At 52.7% G+C, this 15728-nt stretch carries 19 protein-coding genes and 1 pseudogene; 8 read left to right on the top strand and 12 right to left on the bottom strand.

What is annotated here, in order from left to right; translation table 11 throughout:
* Positions 1-187: 187 nt before the first annotated feature.
* Positions 188-1285 carry an NADH:flavin oxidoreductase gene (locus A7E78_RS10095; protein ID WP_072284103.1) on the bottom strand — a complete coding sequence of 366 codons (1098 nt, stop codon included), beginning with the start codon at positions 1283-1285 and terminating at the stop codon, positions 188-190.
* Between the two features lie 150 nt (positions 1286-1435).
* Between A7E78_RS10095 and A7E78_RS10090 the strand changes: the two genes are divergently transcribed.
* Both A7E78_RS10090 and A7E78_RS15420 read left to right on the top strand, forming a co-directional pair.
* Complete coding sequence (locus A7E78_RS10090; protein ID WP_072284102.1) at positions 1436-1786, top strand: winged helix-turn-helix transcriptional regulator; 351 nt, start codon at positions 1436-1438, stop codon at positions 1784-1786.
* Positions 1787-2155: 369 nt separating this feature from the next.
* Positions 2156-2296, top strand: coding sequence for a hypothetical protein (locus A7E78_RS15420; protein WP_235606729.1), 141 nt, complete (start codon positions 2156-2158; stop codon positions 2294-2296).
* 131 nt (positions 2297-2427) lie between these two features.
* Here the strand turns inward: A7E78_RS15420 and A7E78_RS10080 are convergent, their stop codons facing one another.
* The 7 genes from A7E78_RS10080 to A7E78_RS10050 all read right to left on the bottom strand — a co-directional run bounded on the left by A7E78_RS10080 (position 2428) and on the right by A7E78_RS10050 (position 6201).
* Complete coding sequence (locus A7E78_RS10080) at positions 2428-3108, bottom strand: DUF2293 domain-containing protein (protein WP_072284101.1); 681 nt, start codon at positions 3106-3108, stop codon at positions 2428-2430.
* Between the two features lie 74 nt (positions 3109-3182).
* Positions 3183-3551, bottom strand: a complete 369-nt coding sequence (locus A7E78_RS10075; protein ID WP_072284100.1) for a translation initiation factor Sui1 — start codon at positions 3549-3551, stop codon at positions 3183-3185.
* 15 nt (positions 3552-3566) lie between these two features.
* Positions 3567-3785 carry a hypothetical protein gene (locus tag A7E78_RS10070; protein WP_072284099.1) on the bottom strand — a complete coding sequence of 73 codons (219 nt, stop codon included), beginning with the start codon at positions 3783-3785 and terminating at the stop codon, positions 3567-3569.
* A 37-nt stretch (positions 3786-3822) separates the two neighbouring features.
* Positions 3823-4692 carry a hypothetical protein gene (locus A7E78_RS10065; RefSeq protein WP_145924885.1) on the bottom strand — a complete coding sequence of 290 codons (870 nt, stop codon included), beginning with the start codon at positions 4690-4692 and terminating at the stop codon, positions 3823-3825.
* 55 nt (positions 4693-4747) lie between these two features.
* The gene (locus tag A7E78_RS10060; protein WP_072284097.1) at positions 4748-5122 is read right to left on the bottom strand and encodes a YajD family HNH nuclease; all 375 of its coding nucleotides are present in this window, start codon (positions 5120-5122) and stop codon (positions 4748-4750) included.
* 18 nt (positions 5123-5140) lie between these two features.
* The gene (locus A7E78_RS10055; RefSeq protein WP_072284096.1) at positions 5141-5686 is read right to left on the bottom strand and encodes a mechanosensitive ion channel family protein; all 546 of its coding nucleotides are present in this window, start codon (positions 5684-5686) and stop codon (positions 5141-5143) included.
* Positions 5687-5715: 29 nt separating this feature from the next.
* Complete coding sequence (locus A7E78_RS10050) at positions 5716-6201, bottom strand: YehS family protein (protein WP_072284095.1); 486 nt, start codon at positions 6199-6201, stop codon at positions 5716-5718.
* A 277-nt stretch (positions 6202-6478) separates the two neighbouring features.
* Between A7E78_RS10050 and rnhA the strand changes: the two genes are divergently transcribed.
* From rnhA to A7E78_RS10035, 3 genes are all read left to right on the top strand, one after another.
* Positions 6479-7930 (top strand): ribonuclease HI, encoded by a 1452-nt coding sequence (gene rnhA, locus A7E78_RS10045; protein ID WP_072284094.1) that lies wholly within the window; start codon positions 6479-6481, stop codon positions 7928-7930.
* 607 nt (positions 7931-8537) lie between these two features.
* A complete protein-coding gene (locus A7E78_RS10040; protein ID WP_072284093.1) occupies positions 8538-9053 on the top strand; it encodes a GNAT family N-acetyltransferase in 516 nt (171 codons plus the stop codon).
* Positions 9054-9327: 274 nt separating this feature from the next.
* Positions 9328-10062 (top strand): choice-of-anchor N protein, encoded by a 735-nt coding sequence (locus tag A7E78_RS10035; RefSeq protein ID WP_083552999.1) that lies wholly within the window; start codon positions 9328-9330, stop codon positions 10060-10062.
* A 150-nt stretch (positions 10063-10212) separates the two neighbouring features.
* Here the strand turns inward: A7E78_RS10035 and A7E78_RS10030 are convergent.
* The 3 genes and pseudogenes from A7E78_RS10030 to A7E78_RS10020 form a co-directional block, all read right to left on the bottom strand.
* Positions 10213-10512 (bottom strand): annotated as a pseudogene (locus tag A7E78_RS10030) (peptidylprolyl isomerase); the annotation flags it as partial.
* 315 nt (positions 10513-10827) lie between these two features.
* On the bottom strand, positions 10828-11244 hold the full coding sequence (locus A7E78_RS10025; RefSeq protein WP_072284090.1) for a hypothetical protein: 417 nt from the start codon (positions 11242-11244) through the stop codon (positions 10828-10830).
* Between the two features lie 33 nt (positions 11245-11277).
* The gene (locus A7E78_RS10020) at positions 11278-12492 is read right to left on the bottom strand and encodes a BaiN/RdsA family NAD(P)/FAD-dependent oxidoreductase (protein ID WP_072284089.1); all 1215 of its coding nucleotides are present in this window, start codon (positions 12490-12492) and stop codon (positions 11278-11280) included.
* Positions 12493-12695: 203 nt separating this feature from the next.
* Between A7E78_RS10020 and A7E78_RS10015 the strand changes: the two genes are divergently transcribed.
* The 3 genes from A7E78_RS10015 to A7E78_RS10005 all read left to right on the top strand — a co-directional run bounded on the left by A7E78_RS10015 (position 12696) and on the right by A7E78_RS10005 (position 14752).
* On the top strand, positions 12696-13502 hold the full coding sequence (locus A7E78_RS10015) for an alpha/beta hydrolase (RefSeq protein WP_072284088.1): 807 nt from the start codon (positions 12696-12698) through the stop codon (positions 13500-13502).
* A 39-nt stretch (positions 13503-13541) separates the two neighbouring features.
* Complete coding sequence (locus tag A7E78_RS10010; RefSeq protein ID WP_072284087.1) at positions 13542-14003, top strand: universal stress protein; 462 nt, start codon at positions 13542-13544, stop codon at positions 14001-14003.
* A gap of 266 nt (positions 14004-14269) precedes the next feature.
* Positions 14270-14752, top strand: a complete 483-nt coding sequence (locus tag A7E78_RS10005; RefSeq protein WP_072284086.1) for a YchJ family protein — start codon at positions 14270-14272, stop codon at positions 14750-14752.
* Between the two features lie 96 nt (positions 14753-14848).
* On the opposite strand, the gene A7E78_RS10000 is transcribed toward A7E78_RS10005, so the two are convergent.
* The gene (locus tag A7E78_RS10000; RefSeq protein WP_072284085.1) at positions 14849-15661 is read right to left on the bottom strand and encodes a DUF3014 domain-containing protein; all 813 of its coding nucleotides are present in this window, start codon (positions 15659-15661) and stop codon (positions 14849-14851) included.
* Between the last annotated feature and the right edge of the window lie 67 nt (positions 15662-15728).

The following is a 15728-nucleotide window of genomic DNA, read 5'->3' as shown; positions in this document are numbered from 1 at the left end:
AAAGTACTATGCTTTCTTTCAAGGCAGCATTGGCGGGATAGTCTCTGGTTGCTTTTGCCATGGATACTGGAAGAAGCCGTAGGGAACGCAATATCCAGGCACTTGAACTCCCGCTTGTGTCTCCAATGTAAAAAAGCCCCTCACAACTGAGGAGCTTTTTCAACCAAAGAGTCGGCTATGCAGGACTTCACTCCGACTCTGAATCAAGCACGCAGAGATTGCCGGCGGGATTAGGGCGAAAGCAACCGTTGCAGGAGATGCAGCGAGCCGGGCGGCGATCGCCTGCTTGCCAGCGTTGTACCAGATTCGGTTCCGCCAGGAGGGGTCGTGCCAGGGAGAAGTACTCGATGGCTGTCGTTTCCAACAGCTGTTCCATCACCTCGGGCGAACGTAAACCGCCTACCAGCAGGATGGGGATATCGAGTTCTTCGGCGAGTTTTGCCGCATGTTCGGCGTTGTAAGCCTCCTTTTCCGGTGCATCGATCCGGGTGCGACAGGGGCCGAGTCTGCCGGCAGCCATGGTACCGCAGCTAAGCTCGATGGCGTCAATGCCCCGTGTGGCCAGTTGATGGCAGACATAGCGGCAGTCTTCGAAAGTCGCACCGTTTTCGATGTTATCCTCGGCATTGAGTTTGATCAGTACCGGGAAGTCAGCGCCCACCTGACTGCGTACTTCGTCATACGCTTCCAGGATGATTCGCGCCCGGTTTTCAATCGACCCGCCGTACTCGTCTGTACGGCGATTATAGTAGGGGCACAGAAATTGGCTGAACAGGTAGCCGTGGGCGCCATGAAACTGTACCCCGTCAAATCCGGCTGCCTTGGCTCGCGCGGCGGCCTCACCGATAGCCTTGGTCAGGGTTCGGATGTTGTCTCGGGACATTTCCTGAGGCATCACCTTGAACAGCAAATCGGCCACCGCCGAAGGGCCCCAGATCTCCCTTCCCTCCGGTTGGTAATTGGTTTGCGAGCCACCGTAGGCAATCTGTAATACAATCCGGCTGTCATGTTGATGCACCATGTCGGTAAGGGGCCGGTAGTCCTCGATGAAGCTGTCGTCATAGATGCCCATCATGCCGGGGTTGGGGCGTTCCGCCTGCAGGGGAAAGGCGTAGCCGGTGATGATCATTCCTGTCCCGCCCCGGGCGAGCTCCTCGTAAACCTTGAACAGTGGCTCAGTCATATGGCCGGTCGCATCAGCCATGTTTTCCCAGGTGGCACTGCGGACCAGGCGGTTTTTCAGGTTCATGGAGTTGATGGTTGTCGCGTCGAAAAGGGTTCGCATGATTTTTCTCCTTTGCGAAAAACTTCCTACCTGTCTCAGGTTGCTTTTGTTATCCATTTTTGCTACTTTCAACCATAGGGTTACTGCAGTCAATAATGAACCTTTTGGATACATAGGCACCTTTAGGGAACTATTGGGGGCAGAGAGATTATGAAGCCGAATCTCGAAGTAAAAAAAACGCTGGTGTTTCGCGACAAACAATACAAATGCGGCATCGACGTGACTCTGGCGGTCATCGGCGGCAAATGGAAGTCCGCCATCCTTTACCACTTGGCGCTGCAGACCATGCGATTTTCTGAACTGCAACGCCAGTTTGCCGACACCAGTCGTAAGATGCTTACCCAGCAGCTGCGGGAACTGGAACGGGACGGTCTTGTCCATCGCGAGGTTTATCCCCAGGTACCGCCCAAGGTGGAATATTCCCTGACCGCTAGGGGGCGGAGCATCAAGCCGATCCTCGATCTCATGTGCGATTGGGGGGCGGGATATGCAGAACCCTGAATGGAAGTCCTCGCCAAAGCGGTCGGTGGGCAGGGGGTATCGCCGGAAGTGATAGCCGAGATCAATTTAATTCATTTGACATGAACGTGTGGGCTTTTTATTGTATACAAGTGGGCGCGTGCCTGTTTGCTTAAGGTAAACCATTGTTGCGTAACGGGTCGGGTGCGCCTGGCCCGGCTGAAAAGAGCAAGGGAGATCACTGCCGATGAGTAATACACCCAATACCCATGTCCGCATGTTCGGTTCGCTGCATACCATCCGCCGTAATCGGGGGCTGGCCTCGTATGAAGATATGTACATTCCCCCGAGGGCTGCACCGGTTTCGATCTGGCCGAGAAACTGGACCTGCCTTTGGAAAAGATCGAGGGGGTGTTCATCAATAACAAGGCGACGTCTCTGGATGCTCTGATCCGGCCTGGCGACAAGATCGCCATTATCTCCTCGGGCGTACCGGGACCCCACCGCTACTCCCTCGGCATCCATTCTGCCGGCAAGCATCTGCGCGATTAATAGCGCGAATGAACAAGCTGGTTTTGCTAAAAAGTAACGGGTCTGCAGCAATCTGCAGACCCGTTTTTTCTGGACTATCCAGGACCGGGTAGTGCTCCCTTTCGTTTCGACCCGCCAGGTCCGACACCCGTCTATGGTTGTTTGAGCAAGGCCCTTTGCAGGGGGCAGTTTTCAGCGGTATCCAGCCCCTGTCGATAGGCTTGTAGAACCTCGACCGATTTGGCGGCAAGCTGTCGACGAACCTCTCTTCTTTTGCCCTTGATTCGTGGGATGCTCATGGAATCGTAGGCCGTGGTCTGGTGGCGCATCCAGGCGATCACAGCGGCCTCAGCCCGTTTGTCCAAGGGGATTCGTTCAGTTCGAGCCACCGTGCCGCTGCCGACGGGGGTTGCGTGAGCGGTAATTTTTTTGCTCAACTGCTGGGCTTCAAACTCATATCTTGGATGAAAATCGAGAAACCGGATAATTTCCGTAAAAAACTCAGCTACATAGACCTGTTGTTTGGCCTCTCGCCGAGCCCGGTCCCGTTGTCGGGTCCTGGCATATTCAGGAGTGGCCCTCTTGGCCGCGACCTCCTCCCGGGATGCCACAATATGCGCTTCTTCGGCCCAGATTCCCTGAGAAATCGTTCTCTTGCCTTTGCGCACCTGTACCACCCAGGTCGTTCCCTTGGCTTTTACGCTTCGGGTGATGGCCGCATCTCCGGCAGGCAGGAAGGCCCAATTCTCGGGAGGCGTAAGTCGTTCGCCCGATTCGGCCAGAATTGTCCCCTGGGTCCGGCCGGGGCGGACTATGCGATGTTGTTGAGTCATGATTTATTCAAAAGGGGCTGTCCCTTTGCTTGCTTCTTGCGCTGCCGACAGGGCCGAATGTGAGCAGAAACTTGTTAGCCGCCGGCTCTCTTAACTTTATAGCCAAGCCCGGTTAATTCTTTTTCCAGCCCATCCCGGTGGTCCCCCTGAATTTCTATGATGCCCTTTTTAACACTGCCCCCGCTTCCACACTTTTGTTTAAGGTTTTTTGCAAGCTTTTTAAGTTCCTCAGCATCTAATGGTAAGCCTGTGATCAAGGTGACTCCTTTGCCTTTGCGTCCTTTGGTCTCTCGCATCAAGCGGACGATACCGTCGCCTTTAGAAGGAGATGTTTTTTTCTGGCAAAGACATTTCCCTTTTGGCTGGTTGCAGTGGGGACACATTTGACCAAACTCGGAGGAATACACCAGTCCAGTGCCATTGCGTGGCGACTTTTTTGCCATCGGGACTTCCTTGAACTACTTACCAGAGAGTTTTTCCAGCAACGGCTTGAGAAACTTCTCGAAGGTGACCTGCTGTTTAGCGGTGAGCAGGTCGAGGTTGCCATCATGGTCGAGCAGAAAGGTGCCGACACCGATCACGGTTCTGGGAAGGTATCCGGTTCCGGATACGATTTTTTCGATGTCATCTGTTCGATCACTTATCAGTTTTTCCAGTAGATCCAGGTCAAGTTCCATTTCTCATTCTCCAGTAGCGTTGTGGCGATGTGTCTCTTCAAAAATCGTCTGCTTTATCAGGGCGCTGTCGCAGCAAAAGGCGGACGGCGTACCAGAGGAACATGACCAGGGCCATCAGCGGTAATGCCGGGATAAAGAGACCGGTGGCATGCGCCAGCACGATGGCAACGAACAAAGCGACCACCGAGACGGGCAGATAGCGGCATATCCTTATCTGCCGCGCCAGCGTCTCGCCGGGTGACCCGATCAGGTTGTCGTTGATTGCGTACCGATGGGCGACGATAGCAAAGAAAGCCACCATAATCCAGTCCGAGATGCCGAAAACCGGAGCTAACCCGGCAGGACCGGGAATGACCAGTTTAACCAGGAACATGTCGATGAGTGGCGGGGGGCCTTCGGGGGCCAGGTAATAGTGTTGGATCTCCCGGCTGAAGCCTGCGGTCGGTCCGCCGAGCCAGCTGCCAAGGTCGGCCAGTGTCATCACGATGCACACCGGTACAATCTCCCATAAACGCTGGACATAGCGGGCCAGTGCCGCTCCGATGAGGGTCGCTACCAATAACAGGTGACTCGATTTGACAGCTGCTAGTAGTGACTGCCAGCCGCCAACCGGAGACAGCTGGTTGATCAGCCAGATACTTAGAAGCAGGGTGACGGCCCAAAAAAGATAAAAAAAGCGGTCCCGCTTTTCCGGTTGCAGCAGCAGGACAGGCAGGAGCAACTGAGCTGCGGCAAAAAGTTGCAGGGCGATAAATCCCCCGGACCACAAGGAACCAGGCAGTTCGACCAGCTGCCCGCACCACCAGAGACCAAAGACCGCGCAGCTCCACATCAAGTGGCCGGCTGCCAGCCACAGGATCAGCCGTCGATTCGATGGTATGAAATTCGTGAAGGATGGTAGCGACATGGTCCTGTTCTGCTTTGGTTTTTAGAGGCGGGCACCACCGTCTAAACGATCCTGGTTATTTGAACTTATCTGCCAGTGCCGCGAAGGGGGAGTGTCCCAGAGAGGGGCGGTCGATTTGAGCGGTGGGACCTTCGGTGCTGCGATCCTCCTGCACCCCACGGGTATGCTCGTGATCGTGGCAATAGATGCAGAGCAGTTCCCAGTTGCTGCCGTCGGGAGGATTATTATCGTGGTTGTGGTCGATGTGGTGCACAGTGAGTTCGCGGAGGTTTTTGCCCTCGAACTCACGGCTGCAACGGCCGCACACCGGAGGAAAAAGTTTTAACGCCTGTTCCCGGTATCCTGCCTGTCGGGCCTGTTGTTCCCGGCGCATCTCAGCGACCAGGCGGTCCCGTTGCTCGGCGCTCTTGTTTGATGTGGAATCAGCCATGTTAACCTCTTGCTTCTGTTAGTGTTTCTGTATGTCTGTTGTTTCTTCTGGTATCGCCTGTGTCTTGTTCAAAGGTGTTTTTATCACTTTAATATATTTCTGAAACAACAGGGTATTGGGAACATTGATGTAGTTATGGTCTTCGGTCATAAGCACGGTATAGAAGGTGTTGATAGCTAGCACCGTGCCCCGTATTTCGTCCGGCATGATTTCGATACAATCTTCGATTTTAAAAGGGGAGGTAAAATAGATAATAACCCCGGCCAGAATATTGCCCACCAGGCTCCAGACAGCTACGAAAGCGACGGCAATCAGCGCCAGAACGCCCGTGGCGGAAACCCATACATGCTTCAGATCAACATTCCAGATCAGTAGCAACACTGCCAAGCTCAACAGCCATGAGATTATGGTGAGCAGGCGCTTGATGGTGAAATAGCGGGATTTGCGAATGCTGTACTTATATTGGGTTTGCTTTGCATAGCGCTTGAGCAGATGAAACAGAAGATGTATGGCCACCATGGCGATCAGTGAATACACGGCTTTATGAATCATTATTGAGTCCATGATTTAGCTTCCTTAGCTGGCAGAACAAATCATTTCTGCGGAGTCTTTACATCAAGGTTGTCGCGATATTTAAGCTGCATACCCTTGAGAAAATTACGCAGAATCTGATCCTGGCAGTCACGATATTGCTTATGGCCCGGCCTGCGGAAAAATGCGCTCAATTCGTGCTTGCTGATACAAAACTCAGCCAATCTCAGAACTTCCAACACCTCTTCAGCTTTCAAGTTTAAGGCGATTTTCAACTTCATAAAAATAATGTTGTTGTTAAGGCGCCTCTCGGGTTCGGGCTGCGGCCCTTCCCTTTTGCCCCGCTTGTCGATGATCAAACCGTTGAGAAAAATGGCTAGCTGGCGGTCACGGCACTTTTCATAACCTGGGTCTTCTTCCCGCTTTAGCCAGGCGCTGACCTGTTCCCGTGTGACCTGTTGTCCGGCGGCGGCAAAAAGATCCATCATTTTAGAATCGTTAAAGTCAAAGATATAGCGAATGCGACGCATGATGTCGTTGTTTGTCATAGGGAATATGCCCTGCGGTTATTAGAGTGTTATGTGCGACCGCCCGAAAGGGGATTCAGCTAGTCAGCCTGTGCGGAATCTACTGTTGATGATAGTGCCTCAAATTCGCTGCGGTAGCAATGGCAGACTTGGCAAACTATACGGTTTTCGAAAGAGCCGTTCTATTTTCTCGGAGCTGTTTGGGAAAAAGATTTTGCGCCACGTGCGGGATGTGCGATGCTGTTCCAGGTCAATCAGTCGTATAATCCCTCGAAAAAGATCCATCTTCGGAGAACTTGTGAACGAATCGCCCCAACTCTATTTATTGGATGGTTCCAGTTATATCTATCGTGCCTACTACGGTATCCGCGATGTTGCCACCGCCGATGGTACGCCAACCAATGCCGTTTACGGTTTTACGCGCATGCTGCTGGGACTGTTGCAGGAACACCGCCCCGATTACCTGGCTGTGGTCTTTGATAGGCCCAGAGAAGAAACTTTCCGCCGGGAAATCTATCCCGAATATAAAGCACATCGGGAGGCCATGCCCGAAGACCTTCCGCCGCAGATTGCTGCGATCCGGCAGGTTTTGCAGGCTTTGCAGATTCCATCCCTGGAAGCGCCCGGATTCGAGGCAGACGATGTTATTGCCACTTTGGCCCGCCGCTACGCCGCCGAAGGCATCGAGGTCACGGTGGTCACCGGCGACAAGGATTTGATGCAGATTGTTGATGATAAAATTTTCCTGCTCGACACCATGAAGGATACGCGATCCGGACCGAAGGAGGTTCTGGAACGTTTCGGGGTCCCCCCCGAACTGGTCGCCGATGTTTTGGGCCTGGCTGGAGACACCTCGGACAATATCCCGGGTGTTCCCGGCATCGGCGAGAAAACCGCCGCGGAGCTGGTGCAGCGCTTCGGCAGCCTGGAAGATGTCCTTAAGTGGACCAATCTCGTGAACGGCAGAAAACGTCGGGAAAATTTACAAGCTCACGCCGATCAGGCTCGGTTGTCCAAAACCCTGGCAACCCTCAGAGATGACGTGCCCCTTGAAAGCTCTCTGGTCGAATTGGAGCGACAGTCGCCGAATCTGACGGACTTGATCCCTCTGCTGCGGCAGTTGGAATTCGAAGCTCTGGAGATTGTCTTCACTCCGCCGCCACCGGGGGTGGTGGAAATCTACAGCGACGGCTCGGGTCGGGACTCGGGACCGGGGGGCTACGGTGTGGTCCTGCGCTATGGCGAGCATGAAAAGGAGCTCAGCGGCTTTGAACCCGTGGCGACGTCGCAGCGTATGGAGTTGATCGCCGCGATACGAGGTCTGGAAGCCCTGAATAAACCGCAGACGGTTCGATTGTACAGCGATTCCCAGTACCTGGTGCGGGGCATGAGCGACTGGATTGACGGCTGGGTTCGCGATGGTCGCCTCGAGACACCGGGCGCTCTGGCCAACCAGGACCTCTGGCAACAGCTTTTGGCCCTTTCTCGGCAACATAAGATTCACTGGGAATGGGTACGAGGCCATGCCGGACATCCCTTTAATGAACGTTGCGACAAGCTGGCCAAGCGGGCTGCTGAAGAGGGTGTGCAGGCAGCGGGAGCAGATCGGGATCAGGGAGCAGTGCCGGAAGAGGAAGTCGCAGAGCCGGTCGCTCCTGTTTCGCTGGCAGCGCTCCGTTTGGAACCGAGCCTGGTCGAGGAAGACGTTGATTTTGAATCCGAAAATGATGGTCAGTTGAAGCTTTGCTAGTTGGTTTTCATCCGAAAACGGCCCTTTTCCCCAATCTCAGCGTCAATCAGCACGCTTGCGTGTGCGGCGTAGACATCTACGCCTCCGTGCAAGCGTTTGATTTCCTTGACCTTGGAAAAAATTGCTCGTTTTCCATATGAAAACGGCGCGGTGGCCACCCGAAGTTCCCGGATGGCCACTAGTTGTTTATTGCTACAAACTAGCGTGTGTTCACAACAAGTCCAAGTTCACCGGTCTCGGCTAGCCACCGGCCATGTGCTACGTCTCAGATGTGGGGTTGGTTTTAAACCCAGCAGCCCCTTCGATCAATGTTGGTTAGAGAAACAGACCGATCGTTTTAGCAACCAACTGTCGGAAAAGGGGCCGCACAAAGAAAGTGCTGTCGCTGCAGGATAGCTCAAGGGGGGTTAGCCTTCTCCTTTCCTGCGTGATCGCATGCCCCACGCAGTGGCAGCCATTTTTTGCCTACTTTTTGTTGGCTTGGACAAAAAGCAGGACGGCTGGCGGGCCGTGACCCGCCGATTTTAAGGTTTGTCGAGGTCTGCTGAAACCTGAAACGACAACTCCGCAAGTTCATGCCAACAACAGTTCTCCAGGAACTCCGATCATGAAAATACGCAAAGTCACCGAAGAATTCCGCCCCAAGGTCTACGCCCTTTTGCGCAGCGCCTTCCCAGGCAGCAACTACGAATCCGACCTGATCGAAGCCCTTCATTCCAACGGCAAGCCGGTTCAAGAATGGGTCTGTATTCACACCAATAAAGTCATCGCCTATATCGCTTTTACAAATGCCTATCATGGCAGCGGGGTTTGCGGCCTGCATCTGGCACCCATGGCCGTGGCTCCCGACTTTCAGAGGCAAGGAGTCGGCTCGGAACTGCTGCGTTTTGCCTTAAGGCAAGAACCTATCAAAAAACAGCCCCTGTACGTGTTGGGTAAACCCGGTTTCTATAAACGCTTCGGTTTTGAACCCTGCATCCAGCCCGTCTGCCCCTTTGATAAAAACAATGCTCATTTCCTGAGTCTGCGCAATACGGCTACCGACAGTTTCACCATCGGCTATGAACCCGAGTTTCAAAAGGTTGCCAAGCCGTCAAAAAATCAGGGGAAAAAGCGCCACTGAGTTGGCACCATGAGTTTTCAGTTGACGCCGGACCTTACCGACCGTGCTCTTCAGAAACCCTTTACGCTTAGTCGCAACCGACGGACTTTGTTTGTGATGTGTTTTATGTCGAAAAAGCTTACATTGCCAGGTTGATAAGATGTTAAGGGTTATAATGTTAATGATTCCAGTCATTTATATCTTGGTACAATCTCTGCAAATTAATGAAGGGATATCGATTTCTATAATGTAGATGATAGATGAATTTATCCCCGGATGAGCTAGTGAGGGAAACATGAAAAGAATATTGATCAGCCTAATGACAGTTGCTTGCCTGTTCTGGGCAGCCTCTGCCTTGGCTATTCCGACCTTGCAGTTGGATATTTCCGGCGGCGTTTATGATGATGCTCCTGACGTTGAAAACGTTGTTTCCACCGGAGATAACTTTACCCTGTATACTCTGCTTAACCTCGCTGGTGATGATAAGCCGTCTGCTGTGAGCCTGGGGGATAAATTTTATATCTCGATGGCAGTCACCCCTAAGCTAGCTGAAGGCAGCGATGGCCTTGGGTCCTTCTCTTTTTTTGACGGAAGTGCAATCTACGAAATTGACGTGACGGCCGACATGGACTATGGGACTCCGCCGTTGGCTGAAGCCTTTAAGGATTTGGGTCCCCATGGTATTTTTGATACCTACTACTACGAGTTTGAGTTTGCTTTTGACCCTGCTCTTCAATGCGCAGCATACAATGTTGCGGATAACCCCGGGGGACTTGTTGAAGGTTCCGATTTTTATTATCGGGCCTTCGATGTGGATGTGAGTGGTTTGGCTGAGGGTTATGAGATCCACTTTGATCTTTATCACCTAGATTTTTTAAAAAACGGCAAAGGCGTGGTGGATGTCGCTGCGCCTTTCTCCCACGATGCCCAGAGCGGCGCTATCCCAGCCCCCGAACCCTCTACCCTGCTGCTGTTGGGTGCAGGCTTGGTGGGATTAGGCGCCTACCGCCGACGGCGTGGCAAAGGCTAGAGTTTATTGTATATTTCGTAAATAAAAAGCGGGGCCGGTCACGGCCCCGCTTTTTATTGTCAATCTGTTGCAAAGAGAATTACTGTGTCATGAGGACCTCGGTCTGAGCGGATCCTCGTTTACAAAAAGTATCGCGAACCTAGTAATACCTCAGCCCGTGCGGTCAGTAATCTCGATCAGGTGGTAACCGAACTGGGTCTTGACCGGGCCGAGAACCTTGCCGACTTCACCGGAAAAAACCACTTCGTCGAATTCGCGGACCATCTGTCCCGGACGAAATTCGCCCAGCGCGCCACCCTGTTTTCCGGAGGGGCACTTGGAGTGCTGCTTGGCGACGGCAGCGAAGTCTTCGCCCCCTTCGATCTGGGTTTTCAGGGTAAGACATTCTTCCTCGGTGGACACCAGAATGTGCCGGGCGCTTGCTTTAGCCATGTTGTTTCTCCTTTGATGACTTGAGTAATAGACGGCTTACTATTACCCGATCTGTCGGCTCTTGTCCAATCTTGCTATCCGATCACCGGCTATTTTTTGCGCACGGTCCGATAGATCAATAATCCCACTACAAGAACAGCCATGAGGCTCCAAAAAACACCGGAGTGCCTGAGGTTTTCCAGGTGCGGCATCACATCAAGGCGCCAGGGGGTGAGAATGAAATTGTTCACAAAATCACGAAACATCAAGGCCTCCATGGATTAAGGAACAGAGAAAAGGGTCTGTAGGCGGGCCCCGCTTCTTTTCGAAGTATATCGTGTCTGCAGAACATGGTTAACCCATCAGCCAATATTTTTGCCAGCGATTCCTGGCCTCAGGCCGGCTGAACTCTTCTGGAAGCTGGCAAAGGCAGCCTTCTTCTTGATTCAGGGTCTTCCGGTCAGGAATCAATGCCAGACACTGACAAGGGCGTTCTGAAATCGACAAACGACAGCCATCGGTCCCGAGAAAGGCGCATCCTGAAGACAAGAACCGGGGTGCGGGCATCGGCACGCCGGACTTTTCCCATAGAACCAAATTCAATGCCGGCAATCGGCTGCGCAGTTGCTCAAGCGTCAAACGTTGCCCCGCGAAAAAGATGGCGAAAAAGCGCTCCGGGTCGACCCAAATCCCGGGACTGGCCTGACAGCAACGCCCACCACATTCCCGGCAGAGGGGTAAATTCAGGCAATCTTTGTTTTCTGCGTGCATAAATGGCATTTTCAAGCAGGTTGTTGGTGTTGGCTAGTTTAATTTAGCCGCGATGAATGCAGTGGTCCAGGCGGCCTGAAAGTTATAGCCTCCGGTGATGCCGTCGATGTCCATCACCTCTCCGGCAAAATACAGATTTTTGCACACCTTGCTCTGCATTGTTTTGAAGTCGATGCTCTCCAGACTGACCCCGCCACAGGTGACGAACTCCTCCCGGAATTGGGTCTGCCCCCTTACCGAGTAGGTATCATTGGTGAGCAAGTCGACCAGCCTGTTTAAACCGGTCTTGCCTAGCTCTCCCCACTTTTTACTCGGCGGCAGATTGCTCTTTGCCAGCAGGTAACCCCAGAGTCTTTCAGGTAGATTGTAGGGGCGGAGGTTGGACAAGATCTTTTTTGGATGCTCCGTCACAACCCTTTTCAATTCAGAAACGACCAGATCCTGGTTGCGCACATTCGTCCAGTTTACCTGAATCTTAAAGTCGTAGTGCTTTTCACTCAGTAATCGCGCTCCAAGTGCCGATAGCTTCAAGATGACCGGACCGCTCATGCCCCAGTGGGTAATCAGTAAGGGGCCTTCGGATTTAAGTTTGGTTCCCTGGATGCTCACCAGGGTGGGTTTCACCACGATGCCCATCAACTCGGTAATCGTTTCATCCGGCATTTTGAAGGTGAATAAGGAGGGTACTGGATCGGCGATTCTGTGCCCCAATTTCTCCAGCCATTCCAGACCGGCCCGTTGCGGAGAGCCTCCCGTTGCGACGATCACCTTGTTAAAGGTTCGAGGTAGCACTTTCCCGCCGATAAAGCTCAATTTCAGCTTGTCACCAGCTTTTTCGATGCCTTTTATGCCTCTTTCGAGCTCGATATGGATGTTAAATCGGCTGGCTTGCTGCAAAAAGCAATCGATGATGCTTTGCGAATCCTGGGATAGGGGGAAGACGCAATTATCCTCCTGAATGACCAGGGGTACATTGCGTTCCTCGAACCAGCGCATCGCATCGTGGTTGTTAAAGATTCGAAAGGCCCTCTTTAAAGCGTTACCACCCCGGGGATAGGCTACGGCCAGTTCCTTGATGCTTTCACAACCGTTGGTCAGGTTGCACCGGCCCCCACCGGAAATTTTGACCTTGGCCAGAATGTTTTTGGATTTTTCGAAAATGACAACGGTGGCGTCCGGATAGTTTTCCTTTACGGAAATTGCTGCAAAGAAACCGGCCGCTCCACCGCCAATGATGGCTACTTCCACCTTGATACCTCATCAATTGGGAAAAATGGACGCTTGGATAGTAACGTTGCGGCTAACTTGGCGCAAGCCTGGAATAGAAGAATCGATATCCTGACGCCAGGTTGACAGGAAGGTCTGCGCTGATAAAAGGGAATTAAGGCCACAATAAAAATGAGGATGCTGAAGCGCAGTTAGCAAGAAAATCAGAGGCGGGAGCGTAATCCATGTTCAGGCATTGTTTTTTGATTTTTTGGCTTATGGCCGTATCGATGCTGTGGTGCTCCACGGGTGTGTTCGGAAAAATTGAATTAAATCCGCACGGTTTTCCAGCAGACCGCACAGAGACTTATAGCGACCCCGGCAACAGGACGCGCATCTACAGGGTGCAGGAGCCGGAAGAACGCAGGGACCATCCGAATATTCTCATCTATATGCATGGGTCAGCAGGCAAAGAAGAGCAGGGCATGGACCTTCTATGGGAACGGGGTAGCTTTGCACGGTTGAGAAACCTTATGAATCGCTGGGGATGGGTTTATGTCTGCCCCCGGGATGCCGAATTTGCAGGTTTGTTGAAACATCTAAAAGACAAGTATGCTCCCGAGGGCATCTATCTGGCGGGAGCCTCAGGCGGTGGCAATATCGTGCTGTGGGAAGCCGGCAGGAACCCTTCAGCTTATGCCGGTCTCTTGTTGCTTTGCCCGGCTATCCAACGCGGGAAAAAAAGCTATCCGAACACGCTCTCCATGCCGGTGTGGATCGTTAGCGGTGCAAAGGATCGCAAAATCACCAGGCAGTGCAGGGCACTGGTCAAACAACTAAGGGCCTTGCAGAGTTCCTATTTCTATCGGGAGATCCCGGGGGGGCATCACGGCACCCCGGTGGAAAAGGTTGCGTGGCAACAGGCCCTGGAATTTCTCCAGGGAAACCGGCGGGAAGTCGTTGCCAGTCTGCCGACAGTTCCCGATGCTCTGGGTGCTATGCATCTGCTCCAAGGCCGTCAAGCGGAGCTGAAAGCAAAACCGGTTCCCTGAAATTCAGGATATTTCTAGTATCGTGCGGGGAGGCAAACTATGGCCAAGATAGATCGAATCCTTGTTGTAAGCAGGTCGACCAAGTCCTGTCAGAAAACCGTTCATTACGGGATTTCACTGGCCCGCCAATACAACGCGGAACTTTTCATCCTTCATGTTGAGCACAACCCCTTTGGCACCAAAGGGTGGAGCCTGCCAATTTTTTCGCTGGAGGAGGACTACAAAAAACTGCTGCAGGAAGCGAAAAAGGACCTGGACCGGATTATTGCTCAAGAAAAAACGGCCGGTCTCCCGATCCGGGAAATGATCGTAACAGGTGAGCCTACCAAGGAAATTGTCAAGGTTGTCGAAGAGGAAAACATTGATTTGCTCGTCCTTTTGTCTCATGAAGAGTGGCACTTGGAGCATTTTCTTTTTGGTCGAACCAATAGGGAGTTGGTCCGTAAGATGCCCTGTTCGATTTTCCTGGTGAAAAAGGATCCTGAGCCTGTGGCTTTTTAACCTTGTCAAGTCGGACCAAGACGGGTCCTTTTGATATCTAGCGGGTTTTATCTTAAGCGTTACGCTGTCAGTGGCGAGACCCGTTGTTCAGACTTCGTCCCGTTGGAGGGTTTCTGAGCACGCTGTTTATGCAATCTATTTCCGATTGTTCCTACAAGACTTGTGAAACACTGCACGCCCGCCTTCCCAAAACGCCCTTGACACTCTGTTCAGCGCTGAATAGACTTCGGCTTACTTTCGAATCCGATCCCTGAAGGAGAATCACCATGAACAGCTGTCCCTGCGGTAGCGGCAATGACTACGCTACCTGCTGCGAACCGGTCATTACCGGAAAGCAATTGGCCGAAACGGCCGAACAACTGATGCGGGCCCGTTACTCCGCCCACGAAAAGGTCGAGATCGACTTTCTTTATGAAAGTACCCATCCCGATAATCGCGAAGGCTACGATCACAAGACGACCAGGGAATGGGCCGAGAAATCCGAATGGAAAGGCCTGGAGATTATTGCAACGACCGATGGCGGCCCGGAGGATAAAGAAGGCGTGGTCGAGTTTGTCGCCCGTTTTCGCGACAAGGACGGAGTCCACAGCCACCACGAACGCGCCCAATTTAAACGCGAAAAGAAGCAATGGCTTTTTTTCGACGGCACCATGGTCAAAGCGCCGGTAGTCAGCAACGTTAAGATCGGGCGTAACGATCCCTGCAGCTGTGGCAGCGAAAAGAAATACAAGAAATGTTGCGGAAGGTAGACCTTCTGCCGATCACAATAGAAAAAAGGGGGACAGGCGCTGTAATTGCCTGTCCCCCTTTTTTTTCCTCAGCCCATTTCCTGACTTTTCTTCGTTTCAGTCCTCTGACTGTGGTCCGACCAGTTGCTCACGGAGTTTTTGCAATACGGACTTGACCCTGCCAGCATTTTCCGAACCCATTCGAAGCAGGATTTTTTGCCCCTCCGAGAGGGATTCCAGCTTTGGATCGGCATACCGGTACTGGGTGATATGTTTCACTAGAGGAATCGGCCCCTTGATTTCCGGGGTCGCCAGCAAATGATCTAATACCGCGATCATCCGGTCGTGAAAATAACCGTTGGGGTAGCCCATTTCACGGAAGGCCTCTTCCATCAATGGATAGATCCGCAGGTAAGCCTTGGACAGTTGGTCGGCAGACACCGCTTCCGCCAGTTCAACATAGGGAATATAGCGGGAAAAGTTTGCCGGCGCGATAACTTCCACGCCCTCTTTTGTCGCTGTTTCAAAGCGGCCGCCCGGCGGACGCACCGGCAAGTGCTGTCTGGGCAAGTCGTTTCGGGGCAGGGCATCGATGATCAGCACCAGGCGCCGGATAAATTGCTGGGGTGCCAGCAGTTGTTTTCGCGCCGATTCGCCAAAGAGTTGTGCCAGCAGATCCTTGGTGAAGGCATCGCTGTCTCCCAGAGCGGGCAAAGGCGGCATGATCGGTTCTTCTGCCTCCGTTAAGGCGGGTTGTGTTTCTGGAAGGGGATAACGAATTTCCGGTTCGGTTTTCAGGGGGGCCGCCGGAGGGATTCCCAACTCCGAAATGGAAGGAGGTTCCGATGATTTCCCCGGCCAAAAAAAGACAACGGCCAGAGAAACCAGCAGCAATATGAGAATAACAATGGCGATGCGTACCGGCTTCATGGCAGGTTCCTCCTTTGAATTCTCAAGTTAACTCGGGTCTATTCAGAAACGGTTCTCAACGACAAGT

Source organism: Syntrophotalea acetylenivorans (assembly GCF_001887775.1).
Taxonomy (GTDB): Bacteria; Desulfobacterota; Desulfuromonadia; order Desulfuromonadales; family Syntrophotaleaceae; genus Syntrophotalea_A; species Syntrophotalea_A acetylenivorans.
Note: the sequence above shows the minus strand (reverse complement) of the source record. Positions and strands in the feature narration are given on the sequence as shown.